At 63.9% G+C, this 16,828-nt stretch carries 15 protein-coding genes and 2 pseudogenes; 7 read left to right on the top strand and 10 right to left on the bottom strand.

Annotated elements, in window-relative coordinates; genetic code table 11:
* Positions 1-34 precede the first annotated feature (34 nt).
* From WS64_RS04895 to WS64_RS04880, 4 genes are all read right to left on the bottom strand, one after another.
* The gene (locus tag WS64_RS04895; protein ID WP_060965863.1) at positions 35-1,270 is read right to left on the bottom strand and encodes an ABC transporter substrate-binding protein; all 1,236 of its coding nucleotides are present in this window, start codon (positions 1,268-1,270) and stop codon (positions 35-37) included.
* Between the two features lie 377 nt (positions 1,271-1,647).
* The gene (locus tag WS64_RS04890) at positions 1,648-2,496 is read right to left on the bottom strand and encodes an SDR family oxidoreductase (RefSeq protein ID WP_060965862.1); all 849 of its coding nucleotides are present in this window, start codon (positions 2,494-2,496) and stop codon (positions 1,648-1,650) included.
* A gap of 47 nt (positions 2,497-2,543) precedes the next feature.
* Entirely contained in the window at positions 2,544-3,305 is a 762-nt protein-coding gene (locus tag WS64_RS04885) for an SDR family NAD(P)-dependent oxidoreductase (protein ID WP_059640977.1), read from the bottom strand.
* A gap of 53 nt (positions 3,306-3,358) precedes the next feature.
* Positions 3,359-4,099 carry an SDR family oxidoreductase gene (locus tag WS64_RS04880; RefSeq protein ID WP_208606845.1) on the bottom strand — a complete coding sequence of 247 codons (741 nt, stop codon included), beginning with the start codon at positions 4,097-4,099 and terminating at the stop codon, positions 3,359-3,361.
* Between the two features lie 282 nt (positions 4,100-4,381).
* Here WS64_RS04880 and WS64_RS04875 point away from each other — a divergent pair, with 282 nt between their 5' ends.
* Positions 4,382-5,275, top strand: coding sequence for an AraC family transcriptional regulator (locus WS64_RS04875; RefSeq protein ID WP_060965861.1), 894 nt, complete (start codon positions 4,382-4,384; stop codon positions 5,273-5,275).
* On the opposite strand, the gene WS64_RS35575 is transcribed toward WS64_RS04875, so the two are convergent.
* Positions 5,241-5,408, bottom strand: a complete 168-nt coding sequence (locus WS64_RS35575; RefSeq protein WP_347876632.1) for a hypothetical protein — start codon at positions 5,406-5,408, stop codon at positions 5,241-5,243. The genes WS64_RS04875 and WS64_RS35575 overlap by 35 nt on opposite strands.
* Before the next feature lie 58 nt (positions 5,409-5,466).
* Here WS64_RS35575 and WS64_RS04870 point away from each other — a divergent pair.
* Positions 5,467-5,706 (top strand): annotated as a pseudogene (locus WS64_RS04870) (hypothetical protein); the annotation flags it as partial.
* Here the strand turns inward: WS64_RS04870 and WS64_RS04865 are convergent.
* The 4 genes from WS64_RS04865 to WS64_RS04850 form a co-directional block, all read right to left on the bottom strand.
* The gene (locus WS64_RS04865; protein ID WP_244166567.1) at positions 5,679-6,584 is read right to left on the bottom strand and encodes a SphA family protein; all 906 of its coding nucleotides are present in this window, start codon (positions 6,582-6,584) and stop codon (positions 5,679-5,681) included. The pseudogene WS64_RS04870 and the gene WS64_RS04865 overlap by 28 nt on opposite strands.
* A gap of 233 nt (positions 6,585-6,817) precedes the next feature.
* Positions 6,818-7,711, bottom strand: coding sequence for an acetoacetate decarboxylase family protein (locus WS64_RS04860; RefSeq protein ID WP_060965858.1), 894 nt, complete (start codon positions 7,709-7,711; stop codon positions 6,818-6,820).
* Between the two features lie 251 nt (positions 7,712-7,962).
* On the bottom strand, positions 7,963-8,826 hold the full coding sequence (locus WS64_RS04855; RefSeq protein ID WP_060965857.1) for a fumarylacetoacetate hydrolase family protein: 864 nt from the start codon (positions 8,824-8,826) through the stop codon (positions 7,963-7,965).
* Positions 8,827-8,859: 33 nt separating this feature from the next.
* Positions 8,860-9,789 carry a VOC family protein gene (locus WS64_RS04850; protein ID WP_060965856.1) on the bottom strand — a complete coding sequence of 310 codons (930 nt, stop codon included), beginning with the start codon at positions 9,787-9,789 and terminating at the stop codon, positions 8,860-8,862.
* A gap of 209 nt (positions 9,790-9,998) precedes the next feature.
* On the opposite strand from WS64_RS04850, the gene WS64_RS04845 reads away from it, so the two are divergent.
* The 4 genes from WS64_RS04845 (at position 9,999) to WS64_RS04830 (ending at position 14,190) form a co-directional block, all read left to right on the top strand.
* Positions 9,999-10,739 (top strand): GntR family transcriptional regulator, encoded by a 741-nt coding sequence (locus tag WS64_RS04845; RefSeq protein ID WP_060965855.1) that lies wholly within the window; start codon positions 9,999-10,001, stop codon positions 10,737-10,739.
* Between the two features lie 141 nt (positions 10,740-10,880).
* The gene (locus WS64_RS04840) at positions 10,881-12,125 is read left to right on the top strand and encodes an MFS transporter (protein ID WP_060965854.1); all 1,245 of its coding nucleotides are present in this window, start codon (positions 10,881-10,883) and stop codon (positions 12,123-12,125) included.
* 62 nt (positions 12,126-12,187) lie between these two features.
* Positions 12,188-13,789, top strand: a complete 1,602-nt coding sequence (locus WS64_RS04835; protein ID WP_060965853.1) for a bifunctional 3-(3-hydroxy-phenyl)propionate/3-hydroxycinnamic acid hydroxylase MhpA — start codon at positions 12,188-12,190, stop codon at positions 13,787-13,789.
* Positions 13,786-14,190, top strand: coding sequence for a nuclear transport factor 2 family protein (locus WS64_RS04830; RefSeq protein ID WP_060965852.1), 405 nt, complete (start codon positions 13,786-13,788; stop codon positions 14,188-14,190). The genes WS64_RS04835 and WS64_RS04830 overlap by 4 nt, the downstream gene beginning before the upstream one ends.
* Positions 14,191-14,198: 8 nt before the next feature.
* On the opposite strand, the pseudogene WS64_RS34190 reads toward WS64_RS04830, so the two are convergent.
* Positions 14,199-14,324, bottom strand: a pseudogene (locus WS64_RS34190) (IS5/IS1182 family transposase); the annotation flags it as partial.
* 520 nt (positions 14,325-14,844) lie between these two features.
* Here WS64_RS34190 and WS64_RS04820 point away from each other — a divergent pair.
* A protein-coding gene (locus WS64_RS04820; protein WP_155720390.1) for an IS3 family transposase occupies positions 14,845-15,986 on the top strand; the annotation gives its coding sequence in 2 pieces (ribosomal slippage) (positions 14,845-15,097 and positions 15,097-15,986; 1,143 coding nt in all).
* The last annotated feature ends 842 nt before the right edge of the window (positions 15,987-16,828 follow it).

Here is a 16,828-nt window from a genome sequence, read left to right as displayed (position 1 = left end):
CAGGATCGGGATGGCTCGGCGGCCATCCGTCCGCTCATTGCGCCGGCACGACGAGCGGCGTGACGCGGCCGTTCGCGATTTCGGTGAGGAACACGTCGTTCAGCGCCTGGTGATCGTCGGTGCTCAGATTGGCCACCAGACCGCCGAGATCGAGATGCCGGATCGACTCGAGCGCCTGCTTCAGCGTCGCCCGGGTGGGTGCCGGCCCCGCGCGTTCCAGCCCGATCAGCGCGACCTTCGCGTCGAGACAACCCTCGATGTGCACCACGCCGATGTGCTCGTCCGGAAAGCGCCGCGCGATCAGCCGTGCACAGTCCCGGATCACGGGGCGCTCGCTCTGCGGCAGCGGCACGACCTGCGAGATCACCGTGCCGTTCGCTTCGTCGCCGATCAGGCGCAACAGGTCGTCGGTGCCGACGAACGACACCGCCGCGAGACGGGCCGCGAAGCCTTCGCGGTGCGCCGCGCGAATGAATGCGGCGACCGGCGTATACGGGCCGACCATGACGACGACGTCGGGCCGCGCGTCGAGTACGGCAGCGAGCCCCGTGTCGACCGCCGTCGTGCCGCGGCGAAACGTGCCGGTGGCGACGACGTCGAGGCCATGGCGACGCAGGGCCAGTTGCGTGCCGGCCAGCACCGCGAGCCCGAAGCCGTCGTCCTGGTAGAACACCGCGAAACGCTTTGCGCGGTCGTGCGCGATCAAATGGTCGACCAGCGCGCGCGTTTCGTCGTCATAGCTCGCCCGAATGTTGAAGACCTCCGGAATCACCGGCCTGCGCAGCGCCATCGCGCCGCTGAACGTACCGACGAGCGGGATGCCGGCGTCCCGGATCATCGGCAGCACCGCGGTGGTTGTCGGCGTGCCGACGTAGCCGAACAGCGCGAGGACGTTGCCCCGCTCGATCATTTCCAGCGTGTTGTCGACCGTCCGGTCGGGTTCGTAGCGGTCGTCGGTGACGACGAGGTCGATTTTCCGCCCGTGCACGCCGCCGCGAGCGTTCACGTCGTCGAATACGGCTTGCGCACCGATCAACAGCCCGCGCCCGAGGCCGGCGGAATTGCCCGATTGCGCGTTGACCATGCCCAGGCGGATCGTGTCGTCGGTCACGCCGGGTTCCGCTGCAAAGCCGGCGCCCTGGCCGCTCAGTGCGGTGCAGCACGCGAACAGCACCAGCACGCGCCGGCCGCCGGGACGCGCGAGCGCGTGCAGTACGTTCGAGAACCAGATGCCGGAACACATCCGTGCGACTGACACACCCTCGTCCATGTTGGGCTCCCGTTCGGCACCGGTTGTTCTGATTCGATGGTGCGCCCCGCCGCATGCCCCACCGCTGCCGTGGTACGAGTCAATTAGTCATATATATAGGTGGCATCCCTTGCGACTGCAAGCCGGAGGAGCGGATCGACGCCGTTTGTCGAGAATCGTTTCGCTGTGGCGACGGAATGCGGGCAGACGCGATCGGGCGGGATCGCCTTCCGGAATTTCGATCCGGTCGCCAGTGCGGCGATTTGTTGCGGAAATCGATGCGCCAGGGCACGGCGCGGCGATCATCTCGCTCGTTGCGAGCATCGTGAACGTCGTGGCCTTGTCGTTCCCTACCGCAAAGAGCGTCCCGGCCAAGCCGGGACGCTCTCACGCTCGGGTCACTCTGCGAAATCGGTGGCTTCGGACGAACCCTTCCACGCATCGAGATCCTTTGCGACCCCGCTGGCCTTGACCAAGGCGAGTTCGTTCGCGATCTTGCCGGCGAACAAGTGCAGCGGCGCCGATTCGACGCTTGCGGCTTGAATGATCATGAGCGCCAGTTTGTCGGGGTCCCCGGCCTGATGGCCGTGCAGGGTGTCGAGATGCAAGTCCAGCGAGGCCTTTGCTTCCGAATAGTCGTCGATCTGCCGTTTTGCAACTGCGAGCGCATCGCTCGACAGGAAATCAGTGCGCACCGGCCCAGGGTAGACGACTGTCGCGCGGATACCCAGTTCGGCAACTTCCGCAGCCAGGGATTCAGTCACGCCCGACAGCGCGAATTTGCTTGCGACGTAGCTTCCCCATCCCGCATATCCGCCGTGGTAGCCGACGATGGACGAGATGTTGATGATGTGCCCACTTCGCTGCCGACGAAGATGCGGCAATGCATGACGCATGACGGTCATCGGCGCGAAGAAATTGACGTCGAAATTCCTCCGCAGCTCTTCGTCGGACAGTGCCTCGACCGTCCCTTGCTGCGCATATCCTGCATTGTTGACGACGACGTCGAGAGCGCCGAACTGTTGCACGGTCTTGTCGATCGCCTGCTGGACGCTGTGATCGTTCGTCAGAGCGACCTCCAGCGGTAAAAAGCGGTCGGACGCCTGACCGAAAGCATCAGTCAGCGATGCCGCGGCGCGCGAGGTGGCGGCGACCCGGTGGCCTTGCTCGAGCAAGTGCGTGACAAGCTTCCGGCCGAGCCCTTTCGATGCTCCGGTGACAAACCATGTGCGAGAGACCGATTTCATGATGAACCTCCTTCATTTGCAAGTAGGGTGCGGGATGGATTGCTGCTTCAGGGCAGTGCGACGCTCATGCCGCCGTCGGCCATGACGACGGCGCCGACGATAAAACTCGCCTTCTCCGAAGCGAGGAACGCGATCACCTCGGCAATTTCCTTCGGCTGCGCGGCGCGACGGATCGGTGCCTTCTTTCCGTGCTCCGCAAGGAACGCCTGCCCGTCCGCATGAATATGATTGGTAATGTTGGTAATGACGTCGCCGGAGCCGACCGCATTGACGCGGATGCCGTGCTCGATCGCCTCGAGCGACAGCGAACGCGTCAACTGCGCGAGCGCCCCTTTCGATGCCGCATACGCGGAGATCAGTGGGAACGCCTGATAGCACGCGTAGGAGCCCACATTTACGATGGCCCCGCTCTTTGCCGGCACCATTGCCCGCATGGCCTCGCGCGAGAACAGAAACGCGCCCGTCGCATTGACGGCCTGAATCCCGTTCCAGTCTTCGAGCGACATGTCGATCAGCGGCTTGTTGATGATGATCGCTGCGTTGTTGACCAGCACGTCGAGCTTGCCGAACCGGTCCATCGCCGTTGCCACCGCGCGCACGGCGCTCTCTTCGCGCGACACGTCGGCGACGAGCGGTACGATGCCGGGACGAGCCAGCGCTTCCACGTTGCTTCCGCGGCCGACGGCAATCACGTTTGCGCCCTCGGCATGGAGCAGTTCGGTCGTGGCGAGGCCAATGCCGCTGGCTGCGCCTGTAACAATGGCCACCTTGCCTGCGAAGGCGCCGTTTGCAGTGCTGTTTGATGTCATGGTGTTCTCCTGGATGTGGATGCGTATGCGTTGCGTGTGGCGTGCCGGTCCGATCAGAACGGGCTGGCCGTCGGCCGGACAACGATCTCGCTGACGTCGACGTCAATTGGCTGCTCGACCGCGTAAGCGATCGCACGTGCGATGGCGTCGGGCGTGATCGCGATGCGACGGAACGTCTGCATGGCCGTGCGTGCGGTGCCGTCCGAGATCGAGTCGGCCAGCTCGGACTCCACGACGCCCGGGCAAATCACAGTCACGCGGATCTTGTCGGTTTCCTGGCGCAGGCCATCCGAGATGGCGCGCACGGCGAACTTCGTCGCGCAGTAAACGGCGGCAGTCGGGGAAACGGAAAGGCCGCCGATCGACGAGATATTGACAATCTGGCCATGCCCTTGCGCTTCCATCGTCGGCAGCACGGCGGCGATGCCGTGCAGGACTCCACGGATGTTCACGTCGATCATCCGATTCCATTCGTCGACTTTCAGCGCGTTGAGCGGCGAAAGCGGCATCACGCCCGCATTGTTGATCAGCACGTCGATGCGGCCGAACGCGTCGAGCGCGAAGCGGGCGAACCCCGCCACGTCGTCGGCCGAGGTCACGTCGAGTTCGCGGTAGCGAACGACGCCGCCCGACGCTTCGATGGATTCCGCGAGCTGAGCGAGCCTGTCGGTACGGCGAGCACCGATCACGACGCGGTGCCCCCGTGCGGCGAGCAAACGCGCCGCGCCTTCGCCAATGCCGCTGCTCGCGCCGGTAATCAGGATGATTTTCGACTCGTTGGAGATGTGTACCATGTTGCATACTCCTATCGTTGGCTATGAACTGGCCTTCGCTTTTCGCTTTCATCCGTCGAACGACCGCCGTTCGTTGCTGCATCGGATGAAGCGATATGGATCGTCGGCCGGTGATGGAATGATAGGAACGGGGTGCCGTCGCGCGAATACACGTATCGATTCAGTTATTGCCTATTTCTATCGATCGACCTGGCGGCGCTTCCGGCGCGACGTTAGAATGGCGCGTATAGCGAGCAACAGGAGACTGACGTGTCGAAGATTCGCTCTCCCGCGTCCATCGAGATGGTCCGCCTCATCGAGAGGCTGGCACCGAGCGAGGGATATACACAGTCGGCGCTGGACAGCGTGCGGCTGATGCGTTCCGATCGACCGCTCGGGCGCACGCCAGTGCTGTACGAGCCGAGCATCGTGATTGTTTGCCAAGGCCGTAAACTGGGCTTCCTTGGCAACGACGTCTATATCTACGACGCGCAGCACTACCTCGTACTCTCCGTACCGCTGCCCTTCTCGACCGAAACGCACGCATCGCGCGCGGAACCGATGCTCGCGGTGTCCATCCGGCTCGACCTCCTGGAGCTCAGCGACTTGATCACGCAGATCGGTGAGTTGGGACGTCTACCGAACGCCGCACCAAACGGCATCGTGTCCACACCGCTCGACGACCGGCTCGCCGATGCAACCGTGCGTCTACTCGAGGCATTGACGGTACCGATGGATGCGCAGATTCTTGGACCCAGCCTCGTTCGGGAGATCTGTTACCGCGTTCTGTCGGGTGCGCAAGGAGGCGCGCTGCGTGCCGCACTTGGGCACCACGGTCGGTTCGGTCGCGTGGCGAAAGCGCTCAAGCGCATTCACGCCGACTATGCTTCCCCGCTCAACGTGACCCGCCTTGCCGAAGAAGCCGGCATGAGCGTGCCGGCATTCCACGCCAACTTCCGCGCGGTGACGCGGACGTCGCCGATTCAGTACATCAAGTCCACACGCCTTCACCAGGCTCGCCTGATGATGATTCGCGACGGCGTCACCGCTGCGGCTGCGGCAGGGCGCGTCGGCTACGAAAGCACGTCGCAGTTCAGCCGGGAGTTCAAGCGCCTGTTCGGAAGAACGCCGATCGAGGAGGCTCGCGACATGCGCGAGTCCTTCACCCTTTCGCCGGCGGTTCGCTTCGGTACGTAGGCCGTGTTCTATGCGGTCGCATCGAGGACGACTTTTCCGCGCACGTGGCCGCGGCGCCTGCTAGTTCCAGCACGAGCGCGCCGATCGTTCCGAGCGCCGGTGCCGGAAGCACCAGCGAGGCGATATAGGCCATCGTTGCGCCGGGGGCAGCCAGCTTGCCGATGCCGCTGATCAAGAAAATCGCAGCGATCAGCGAGCAGTATTACGACCTCGCGCAGGCACGCTACCGCGGCGGCACCGACCGCTTCCTGACCCTGCTCGACGCGCAGCGCACGCTCTACGCCGCACAACGGCAACGGGTCACGGACATGCTCGCCAAGCAGTCCAACCTGATCACGCCGTACAAGGTGCTGGGCGGCGGCTGGCGGGAGACGAGCGCGGTGGCGCAGCGATCACTCCGTTATCAAAACGACGTGGCGAGCTGCGCCTGAAGAACGAGGCTGTTGCGCGTGCGGTTTCGCACCGCGGTTTCCGTGTATGCGTTGAGCCACAGCGCGCGCGTTCGAGTGATCTGCCAGAAGAGTCCGGGGCCGATGCCGAGCACCTGTTCACGGCCGGCCACCGGCGTGCCGTTGATGCGGTTGTCCGCAAGCTGGCGGAAGTAATAGCCATTCACGCCCACGTGCAATTGCGGAGTGAGCGCATACGAGGTGGTGAAGTTGATCCAGGCGGCCTGGCCGGCTTGCGTGTCGCTCACGGGCCGACCCTCGAATGCGAGGGGATAGCTCGCCGCCGGATCGTGATTCTTGAAGTTGTACAGGTAATGCAGCCGCCAGCTGATCTCGATCTTCGGAAGCGGAAACAGCGAGGCCGCCCAGTACGGATTCAGGGAAAAGTAACCGGAACTCTGATTCAGATCCGCATGGTGCTTGTACTGCCCCGTCGGCGCAATGACATCGAACTCGAAACGCTGCACGAACAGAGGCTGTCCCGAAGCGCCCAGAATGGGCGCGTACTGAAGTTGCGGTCCGAACGTCACATCTCCCAATGCCGTTCCGCCGCCCGACAAACTCGCCCCGGGCCGATCGAAACTGCCATGCAGCCATGTGAGCGGCACGATCACGTTGAAACCCAACGTCCCGCCCGCCAGTTGCCACGGAGATGCGTAGGCCAGGTGATTGACCCATGTAAACGAATCGACACGGGGATGACGAAATGCGCTGTTCGTGCTGCCGTCCGCGTTCTTGATCGAATCCGCCGTCGTGTAGCGCACTTGGCCGAGATACGACCAGCCGGCCGGGCCCGAATATCCGTCGAAGAAGCTGGTGGAGCCGAGATTGATGCCCTGCGGCTCCGAAATCGCGGGCACGCGCCCCTGCGCTGTCTGCGCGAATGCCGGAGCCGTGCTCGCCAGACATGCCGCCACCCATAGCCGCCACCCGGCCCTCGCAATACACTTCGTTATGCAAATTATCATGCGTGTCTCCAAACATGCCGGCACGTGCCGGCTGTTGTTGTAATGAATGAGTTATGGATACTGCGGTGTTGCATACGGCGGCGGGCCGTTGCTCCGAGCCCGCCGCGGCATCGATCTGGCTTGCCTTACAGCGCGGGTTCCACCGGGCGAATGACGTTGGCGGACACCGCCTGGCCCGGGGCGGAAAACTGCACCATTTCGGCGCCCAGGTATTCGAGGATGTCGAGGTCCGACACACCGTTGACGACGTGGAACGTCGTCGGCAACTGCTCGAACGTCGCGCGATGCCACTTCACCGAACCGCCCGAGGCTTTCCACTTCCTGAAGCGCGCACCGTCGAACTTGATCGGCGACGTGTCATCCGCCACACTGGCCTCGGGCTGCGAGGTGGTCGCGTAGGCCACGTCACAGCCGCCGCTGCCGAAGCGGCCCGTGCGCGGCATGTACTTGTAGAAGAGCGACGCTCCGCCCGGGCCCGGCAGCTTGGGTTCTTCGTGCACTTCAACCAGCCCGTCGAGCGCGATCTCGAAGAACTTGAAGTCGAACCACGATGCCGACCCACCGGCCGTGCCGCGCGAATGGTCGATGTCGAGCGCCGGGATGTCCGCGAACAGCTTCGGGAACCCGAGTTCCTCGCGCCCCGTCATGATCGCGTCGGGAACACCTTCCCAAAGCACCGGGCAGAACGCGCCATCGATGGTCTCCGTTCGGCCGTGATAGGTCGTGGGGATCTCGATCATGGCGATGCCGTACCCTCGGCCCGCCAGCCAGTACAGGTCGCTGAAGAATGCGAGCGACGCGTGGACTTCGGGCTCGCCTCGCAGTTCAAAGCCGGGCGGCAGGATGCGCTCCAGTTGCTCGCGGCGAGTGCGGTATTTGACGGTCATCCACGTGGCGTTCATGGTGCCCGCTTCCTCGGGCGTCCACAGCGTGCCATCGGCCTTTTGACGCGGACCCGGCGCGGGTCCGAACACGGCAGGCATGCGGTAGCGCACGCCTGGTTTGAATTCGACGGTCATGATTCAGTGTTCCTGTTTGGGTTGAAGGATTCAGATCGGGGAGCGGCGCGGCGTGGTCTGCACCGTAAGCCGGCGCGGGTCCGCCAATTCGTGTACGCCCGCGTGGCCGCGGACGGAGCCAGGAACGGATCGCGTCGCTCGAGGGTCGCGCCGGCCGCGGCCGGCACGCCCTTTCCACCGACGAGCAGGTTGAGTTCGCCAGCCGTACGGATGGACCTCCTGCCTACTGCGAACGATGCCGGGCGCCGTGCTCACGCGGGTTCGGCCGTGACGGTGTTCTCGATATGGCCAAGGCCCTCGATCTCCACCTTCACCACGTCACCCGGCTGGAGGAATTTGCCGAGCGCAATACCGACGTTCGCGCAGGTGCCCGTGGCGATCAGGTCGCCCGGCTCGAGCGTCATCACCTGCGAAAGCTCGTGGATCTGCTCCCAGATGCTGTAAATCATTCCGCCCGTGCTCGCGCTCTGGCGCAGCTCGCCGTTCACCCACAGCTTCATTTGCAGCGCGTGCGGATCGGCAATGTCGTTGGCCGTGGTGATCCACGGGCCGATAGGCCCATGCGTGTCGAACGACTTGCCGAGCGTAAACGTCGGGCTCTTGAACTGCCAGTCGCGCGCAGTCACGTCGTTCGAGACGAAGTAGCCGCCCACCACGGACGGCGCGTCCTCCACGCTGACGTAGCGGCAGCGCTTGCCGATCACCACGCCCATTTCGGCCTCGTAGTCCATCTTGTCCGACACGCGCGGCTTGACGATCGGATCGAACGGCCCCGTGATGCAGCTCACCTGCTTGTTGAACCACAATTGATGGGGCGGTGCGGTAATGCCGGCGCGCGCCGCTTCGTCGGCGTGGTCCTGATAGTTCATGCCGATCGCGAGGTACTTCTGCGCATCAGGAATGGGCGCTTCGAGCTTCACGTGCTCGAGCGGCACGCCGTCTTTCACGTCGCGAAGCGTCTGTTCGAGGCGGCTCAGCAACGCGGGACCGGCGGCCAGCACCTCGCGGATCGAAGCGGGCGCCGAAGGATCGAGCGCCTTCAACGCAACAACGCGATTGCCATCCACGGCGCCGACGGTGGTCGTACCGTCATAGGTATAGCGGGCAAGTTTCATACAGAGCGCTCCTGCGCAAAAAATGGAATCGGTTCAGGCGAAGAATTCGGGCGTGAGCGGCGGCGCCCATTGGCGGAGTTCGTCGGCCGACATGGGTGCGTGCCCGGCCGGCGTGTCGTCGTTAACCCGATCGCCGTCGGTCCAGTGCTCGATCTTGTTGCCGAACGGGTCGCGCCAGTAGTCGAAGATCTGGCTGCCCTGCACGTGGCGTCCGACGCCCCACGCGTGCTCGTAGCCGCACGACTTCAAGTGCTCCCCGCCCAGCACGACGTCGTCCAGGTCCAGCACTTCGAACGCCGCGTGATCGAAACGCGGGCGGCCGTCCTGTGCCGAGATCAGCGCAACCGTGTGGTGGTCGGTCCATTGTTCGCCCAGCCCGCAGTGCAAGAAGGCGGCGATGGTGTTCTGCTCGCTGCCGGCCCAATACGTGTCCGATACACGAAAGCCCAATACGTCGCGATAGAAGGCCAGCATGGCGGGGAAGTCGCGCACCTGGAGCGCAACGTGGCCCAGCCGCAGCACGCCGCTGGGGCCGGGCTCGAGGCGCACGGTCTTGCCCAGACGCCGGCGCGCGTCGCCGCAGTTCATGGCGACCGGCTCGCGCAGCGGCAACGGCGCGTGCCGCGCCGCGCCATGCACGACGTCCACGAGGAAGCCGTCCGGGTCGCGAAAGCGCACACGCCGCCCGCCGCCCGGCTCCGGGTTGTCCTCCACCTGAACGCCGAGATGCGCGGCGAGCCGCTCGAGATCCGCGTCGCCGGCCGCGTGAAGGCCGAACCCCACGGTGGAATTGTCGGGACCGAGTTCGCTTACATGCACGTGGTGCGCGGTGTCCGCAGCCCGCATGTACAACGCGTGCTCGCTGCGGGCCGCGCGATGCAGGCCGAAGTCCAGCAGAAAGGTTTCCATGCGGTCGAGGTCGGTGACCTGATACCGCACGAAGGCGATGTCTTGCACTGTCATCACAAAAGCGTCTCCTTGTGTTGTGCCAGTCGTTATGCGAGTCGTCGCAGGCGAGCATGGCGTCGCGTCCTGATAAATCCACAAATTTAACGATAACAGATTAACCTCTAAAAAATCGATAAAACATAGGGAATTCCATAATCTTGACGAACGTGGATGGCGGAAGCGAGAATCGCAGCAAGCTCCCCCATGTACGAATGCTTGCTCGAATGGACACGACCCTCATCTCTCCAGGCGCGAAGAGCCTGACGTCGCTCGCGGTGGAACGCCTGCGCGGCGACATCCTTGCCGGGCAGTTGCGCCCTGCGGAACGGCTGCGCATCCAGGCCCTCAGCGAGCGGTATGGCATCGGCGCCACGGCCATCCGCGAAGCGCTGTCGCGCCTCGTGACCGACGGTCTCGTCGATTCGGAAGACCAGCGCGGCTTCTGCGTCACCCCGGTTTCGCGTGAAGACCTGACGGACCTCACGCAAACGCGTGTGGAAGTGGAAGGCAGCGCGTTGCGGCTTGCGCTCAAGCACGGCGACATCGACTGGGAGTCCAACGTGCTGTCGGCCTTTCATCGGCTGCAACGCACACCCGCGCCCAGCTCCCCCGAGTTGCACGAGCCGTGGGCGGCCGTGCACCGGCAGTTCCATGAGGCGCTCGTCGCGGGATGCGCATCGCCGTGGATGCTGCGGCTGTGCCGGCTGCTGTACGACCAGTCGGAGCGCTATCGCAACCTGGCCGAGCAGTACACGTCGGAGAAGAACCGCGACGCGGCGAAGGAACATCGCGAGTTGATGGAAGCCGCCATGGCGCGCGACGCCGATCTCGCGGTTCAGTTGCTTGCGGGGCACTTCTGGGAGACCACCGGCATCATCCTGAAGGCCGTGTTCAACGACGACGCAACCTCGCGCCCGTCCACACGAGGCCCTGGCCGCAAACCGCGCGGTCGCGATGAAACATGACGGGGCGCGCATGAGCCCGCCCCGCTGACGCGGCGGGCGCTGCCCGCACCGTTTCCAGATCACGATGCAGATGCTGCGTACGACGTGGCAGGGGTGGACTTTGCCGTAGCAAACCGCTCACGAACAAAAGGAGACAACACAATGCGACCTCACACCCCGCCGGTCCGCGACCGGGCATCCGAGTTCAAGGCCGTCAGCCTGCTGGCGCTCGGCCTCGGCATGGTCGGGCTCGACCGCTTCATCATCAATCCGCTGTTCCCCGTGATGCAGAAGGAACTCGGGCTCGGCTACCAGGATCTCGGCCTGATTTCGGCCTCGCTGGCGCTGACGTGGGGCGTGGCGTCGATCGTCAGCGGACGCCTTGCGGACCGCGTGGGTCCGCGCCGGGTGTTGATCGCCGCGATGGCCATCTTTTCGCTGCTGGTGGCGACGACCGGCTTTGCGACAGGTCTCGGCAGCCTGCTCGTGATCCGCTCGGTCATGGGCCTCGCCGAAGGCGCCTACGTACCAGCCAGCATCGTGGCGACCGTGAACGCTTCGAAGCCCTCGCGCGTCGGGCTCAACATCGGCCTGCAACAGATGGCTCAGCCGTTGGTGGGTCTGGGCCTGGGGCCTATCGTGGCCGTCGGGCTGCTCAAGGTGCTGCCCAGCTGGCATTTCGTGTTCGCCGCGGTCGCGGTGCCCGGCCTGCTGCTGGCCGCCGTGATGGCGAAAGTGTTGCGCGACCCGGCCCGTGTCGCCGGAACGCCGCGCCACGACGCGCACGAGTGGCGGGCGCTCGCCCTGCACGGTGCCGTGCGCGTGAATACGGCAGCCATGCTTTGCTATCTCACGTGCGTGATTACGCTTTCCGCGTTCATGCCCAATTACCTCACCGACTACCTCCGGCTGAATCTGGACCAGATGGGCATGGTGCTGACGGGCCAAGGCGTGGGGAGCCTGGTCGGCATGGTGATCATTCCCGCGCTGTCCGACCGGCTCGGGCGCAAGCCGATGCTGATCGCGGCACTGCTCGCCCAGCTCGTGGCGCTCTGGGTGCTGCGCACGATCGGCGCCGAGCCGGTCAAGCTGTTCGCGGCCTTGTTCGTCATCACGTTCATGAACTCGGGTGCGATCGCGATCACGGTGGGGCCGCTTACCAGCGCCGCGGTTCCCGCCCGCCTCGCCGCATCGGCCACCGGTCTCGTGGTGGGCGTCGGTGAAATTGCGGGCGGTGCACTCGCGCCCGCCGCCGCAGGCGCGCTGGCTCACGCCATGGGCATCGCGGTGATTCCCGTCATCGCGCTCGTCGCAACCGCCGTGGGCACCGCCATCGTGGCGTTCGGCGTGCGCGAGCCCGGCCAGTCGGCACACGCCGACGAGCATCCGGCCAACACGCTGCTCTGAAGCAGCGACCACCACGAGACAACGCCCTCACCCGATTCACGACCTTCCATTGGAGACACGAAGTGACATTCGTATCGCAGCACATTGACGACGGCGCGCCGGACAACGTCGCTGACGTGGCGATCGTCGGCTACGGCCCGGTTGGCCAAGCGCTCGCCTTGAAGCTCGCGCTGGCCGGGCACCGCGTGGTGGTGATCGAACGCTGGCCGCAGCTGTACGGCCTGCCGCGAGCCGTCGGCCTCGATCACGAGGCGATGCGCATCCTGCAGTCGCTCGGCATCGTCGATGAATTCGAACCTCACACGTGCCTGAGCCACGTCTACGAATGGCGCAACGGCAAAGGCGAACTGCTGGCCGCGTTCCCTGGACTCGACGAAACAGCGGAGTCCGGCTGGCCGAGGCAATTCGGATTCAGCCAGCCCGCGCTCGAACGCCTTCTCGACGAGCGCATCAGCGGCGCTTACTCGGATCGCGTCACCGTGCATCGCAATCTCACCGTGGTGGGCGCCGCCGAGCATCCCGACAAGGTCGTGCTTCAAACCCGGCCTACCGGCGCGATCGAGGGGGCGCTCCGCCCGATCGCTGCACGCTACGTGGTGGGATGCGATGGCGCCGGCAGCTTCGTGCGGAACGCAATGGGCGCCTCGCTGGTGGACCTGGGCTTCGTTGCGGACTGGCTCGTGGTGGACGTGCAGCCACGCGACCCTTCGCACTGGGGCGCGGACGTCATCCAGGTATGCGACCCGCAATGCCCGACGACGATGGTACCCGGCGGCCCCGGGCGCCGCCGCTTCGAATTCATGATGCTCGAGGGCGAACACAAGGACGAGCAGAACAACCCGCAGGCCGCCTGGGCCCGGCTGGAACGGTGGGGATGGACGCCTGCCAACGCAATCCTGGAGCGCCATGCGGTCTATACGTTCCGCGCCGCCGTGGCCGACCGGTGGCGGCGCGGGCGGTTGATGATTGCCGGCGACGCCGCCCACCTTACGCCGCCATTCGCCGCGCAAGGTCTCTGTGCGGGGCTGCGCGACGTGATTGCACTCGCGTGGCGGCTCGACGCCGTGTTACGCGGCGAGGCCGAAGAGAGGCTGCTCGACAGCTATGGGCCGGAACGGCAGGCGCATGCCACCGCGCTCATCGAGTTCGCCGTGATGCTCGGCAAGATCATCTGCGTACTCGATCCCGCAAAAGCGGAAGAACGCGACCAGCAACTGCGCAATGACACCGGCCGCGGCGAGCAGAAATGGCCCGCCCCGCGCCTGGGCCGTTCGCCGCTCGTGCGCGACGACGACCCGAGCGCTGGATGGCTCGGCGTGCAGGGACGCGTACAGCTTGGCGACCGGACCGGCCGGCTCGACGACCTCATCGGCGCGGGCTTCATGTTGATCGGGCGCGGGCACGATCCATCGGATTCACTCACCGCCGAGCAGTGCCGCTTTCTCGTCGGCATCGGCGCAACGGTGATCGGCATCGGCGGATCGTGCGCGGCGCGCGACGTCGACGGAACTTACACACGGTGGTTCGAGCAACTGGGCACGAGCGCCGTGCTCGTCCGGCCGGACTTCTATGTATTCGGCAGCGGCGACGCGCCGATGCTCGTCGACGGTCTCATGGCCGCCTGGAAGCGCGACGTGCCCGCGCTCACCGTGGAGGCCGCGTGAAGCCGGTGGCGCTCCCCCCGCATGCCGTACTCGAGCGGCACGGCGAGCGCATCCGGCGGCTTGCCGCCGGTGACCTCGCCGGCCTCGCCGACCTGCTGGACGACGATCTGGTTTACGTGCACTCGACGGGTCTCGTACAGGGCAAAGCCGAGCTGATCGCCTTCTTCACACGAAAGCTGCACGTGCTGGACATCCACACCCGTATCGCGCACTTCGCGCATGGCGGCGACATGGCGTGCGTCAGTCTGTTTCAGCGCATGCACGCGCGGTTGCAAACGGAGCCGCCGCGCGAGCTGTGCACGTACAGCTATGTGAGCGAAACGTGGCGCCTGTGCGGCGACGACTGGCGTCTGCGGCATTTCCAGTCGACGGCGGTCAGCGAGGAAGCAGCGCAGCTTTAATCCGATGGAGCGCTCCCACGTTCACCGGGGAGCCGCGCCTCTACGTGTTGACCGAGGCCACTGCCATGAGGCGAGCCGATTTTGGCAAGCAAGGGCGTGGTGCCGCGTTCGCGCAGACGCTGCCGGTGCGGCTCGAGGCCTTCCAACCGCACACGCCTCCGCTCGCCATGTTTGCCGTCTATCGAAAGGACACACCACCCGGCCCGGCGGGTCGGTGATTTCTTAGGCGCCTAAAGACGCGCGCGGAGACGGCCAGCAATGACGGGCCTGGGCTCACGTACTCAATTTCTGTCAAGCGGGCGGCAGGCGTCGCCCACCAGGATGAGCAAGTTGTCCTACCGTAGGTTAAGAACCGGATCGAGCAGGTTGCCCGGATACCGGCGACCAAGCCGGCCCAATAGCGGTACCTCAGCCAAGTAACTTTGGGACCACGGCAACGAAGGGGGCGCATCGCGCATTCTCATGGGGATTTTCAGATGAGTTGAAGCCGGAAGAACGCAGCCACTGCGCTTCCTTTCAAGAATGATTGTTTCCCGAATCTGTACCGGTGTCTGGAAGGTGGCACAGCACTTGTGACCCTGACCCAAGAAATAGTCCGGTTCAAAAGTAGAGAAATTCGGCATGATGTGTCCAAGCGGACACGAAGGCCATGCCATGAAGACAAGCAAGTTTACGGAAGAGCAGATCGCATTTGCACTGAAGCAAGCCGAGTTGGGGACGAAGGTCGAAGAGATCTGCCGCAAGCTCGGAATAAGCGAGGCGACTTTCTACAACTGGAAGAAGAAATTCGGAGGTCTGGGACCTTCTGAGTTGCGCCGCTTGCGCCAGCTCGAAGAGGAAAACGCGAAGTTGAAGCGGCTCGTAGCAGACCTGAGCCTGGACAAGGCCATGCTGCAGGACGTACTCGCAAAAAAGCTCTGAAGCCTTCCCGTCGGCGCATGTTGATCGATGAGTTGCGTGATCGCTATCGAACCAGCTTGACGAAGACATGCGCGTTGTTTGGCATGTCTCGTTCGCTGTATCGGTATCAGTCGGTTGCGCGCGATTCGTCGGCGCTGCTCATGCGTATCAAGGAAATCACCGCCACGCGCGTGCACTACGGGTATCGACGCGTTCATGTGGTCCTGCGACGGGAAGGCTGGCGAGATAATTGCAAGCGCGTCTACAGGCTGTATCGTGCGGAGGGCCTGTCACTGCGGCATAAGCGACCACGACGTAACAAATCGGCTCGGCTGCGACAGCCCAAGCACATCGTGACCGCGATCAACGAAATCTGGAGCATGGATTTCGTTGCAGATGCCCTGTTCGATGGGCGACGCCTTCGGACTCTGACCGTCGTCGACAACTACACACGGGAATGTTTGGCCATCGAGGTCGGACAAAGTCTGAAGGGAGAGCATGTGGTCAAAGCGCTGATGCGTATTACTGCAACACGTGGGCACCCCGCCACGATCAAGGTCGACAATGGCAGCGAGTTCATCTCGAAGGCAATGGATCGCTGGGCCTACGAACATGGCGTTGAATTGGATTTCAGTCGGCCGGGCACGCCCACTGACAATGCCAAGGTCGAAAGCTTCAACGGGCGTTTCCGGCAGGAATGTCTGAACGCACATTGGTTCTTGTCATTGGCCGACGCGCAGAGCAAAATCGACGACTGGCGCACGTACTATAACGAGGTGCGCCCCCACTCTGCATTGCAGTGGATGACGCCCGCCGAATTCGCCCGTCAGGCAAGGGAATCCGCCTCGCCTGACAACTCAACCAAGCCGGAAATCTCCACTTCCGACCGGGACTAATTCTGGTTCAGGGTCACAAGCCGGAAATCTCCACTTCCGACCGGGACTAATTCTGGTTCAGGGTCACAAGCCGGAAATCTCCACTTCCGACCGGGACTAATTCTGGTTCAGGGTCAGCACACCGCAAGCGACGGTCCATGCCGCTAGTACGATACTGCAAATTCGATTGGCCAATTCGCTGCCTCGACGCCCAACGGACGCATCAATCGATTTCTTACGATCTCCGACATGCGCTTTCTCGCATCGAGGATCTAGTTTCTTTCAAATCTATATCAGCTCCACTAGCACGGCCCGTGCGGCCGTCACGTAGGCTCTCATTGGGTATCGCGGGAAGCTTCTTCGTTTCACGCCAGACATTCAGTGGGATGCCCCCTCTCTCTAACCGCCTGGCGCACCAATGCCGACGCTCATCACGCCTCCGGTTCGCTGTCCGCTCGACGACGGATGGCGAGCTCATGCGCCCTATCCCGGTCACGCGCTGCACGCGATTCAGTTGGACGGACCCCGTCTCGACATGCGTCGTCGTTCGAGATGCGCCCTCACAGGCACGGGCCATTCGAATTGGTGACGTGTGGCCCGTCGATCTAGATAAATCCTGTTCTTCCCCAAATCCGACTGGCAAACGTCGAATGATCTCGACTGCTTTTTATTTGCGCCGGACACCGCCCTCGTTTTGCCGTCATCTGCATCGGGGTAGCCTGACTGCGCCACCCGACCGCCATCCCGCGCGTATGTGACTAAGCATGATTTCAACCAGCAGGAAGGAGTTCTCCGCCGCCACCTGACTCGCACCAGACTACCCAGTGGAACAAAAATTGATAATTTCATTCGAATAAACAATT

This window comes from Burkholderia anthina (assembly GCF_001547525.1).
GTDB lineage: Bacteria > Pseudomonadota > Gammaproteobacteria > Burkholderiales > Burkholderiaceae > Burkholderia > Burkholderia semiarida.
The sequence above is the reverse complement of the archived record's forward strand: the minus strand, read 5'-3'. Positions and strand labels throughout refer to the sequence as shown.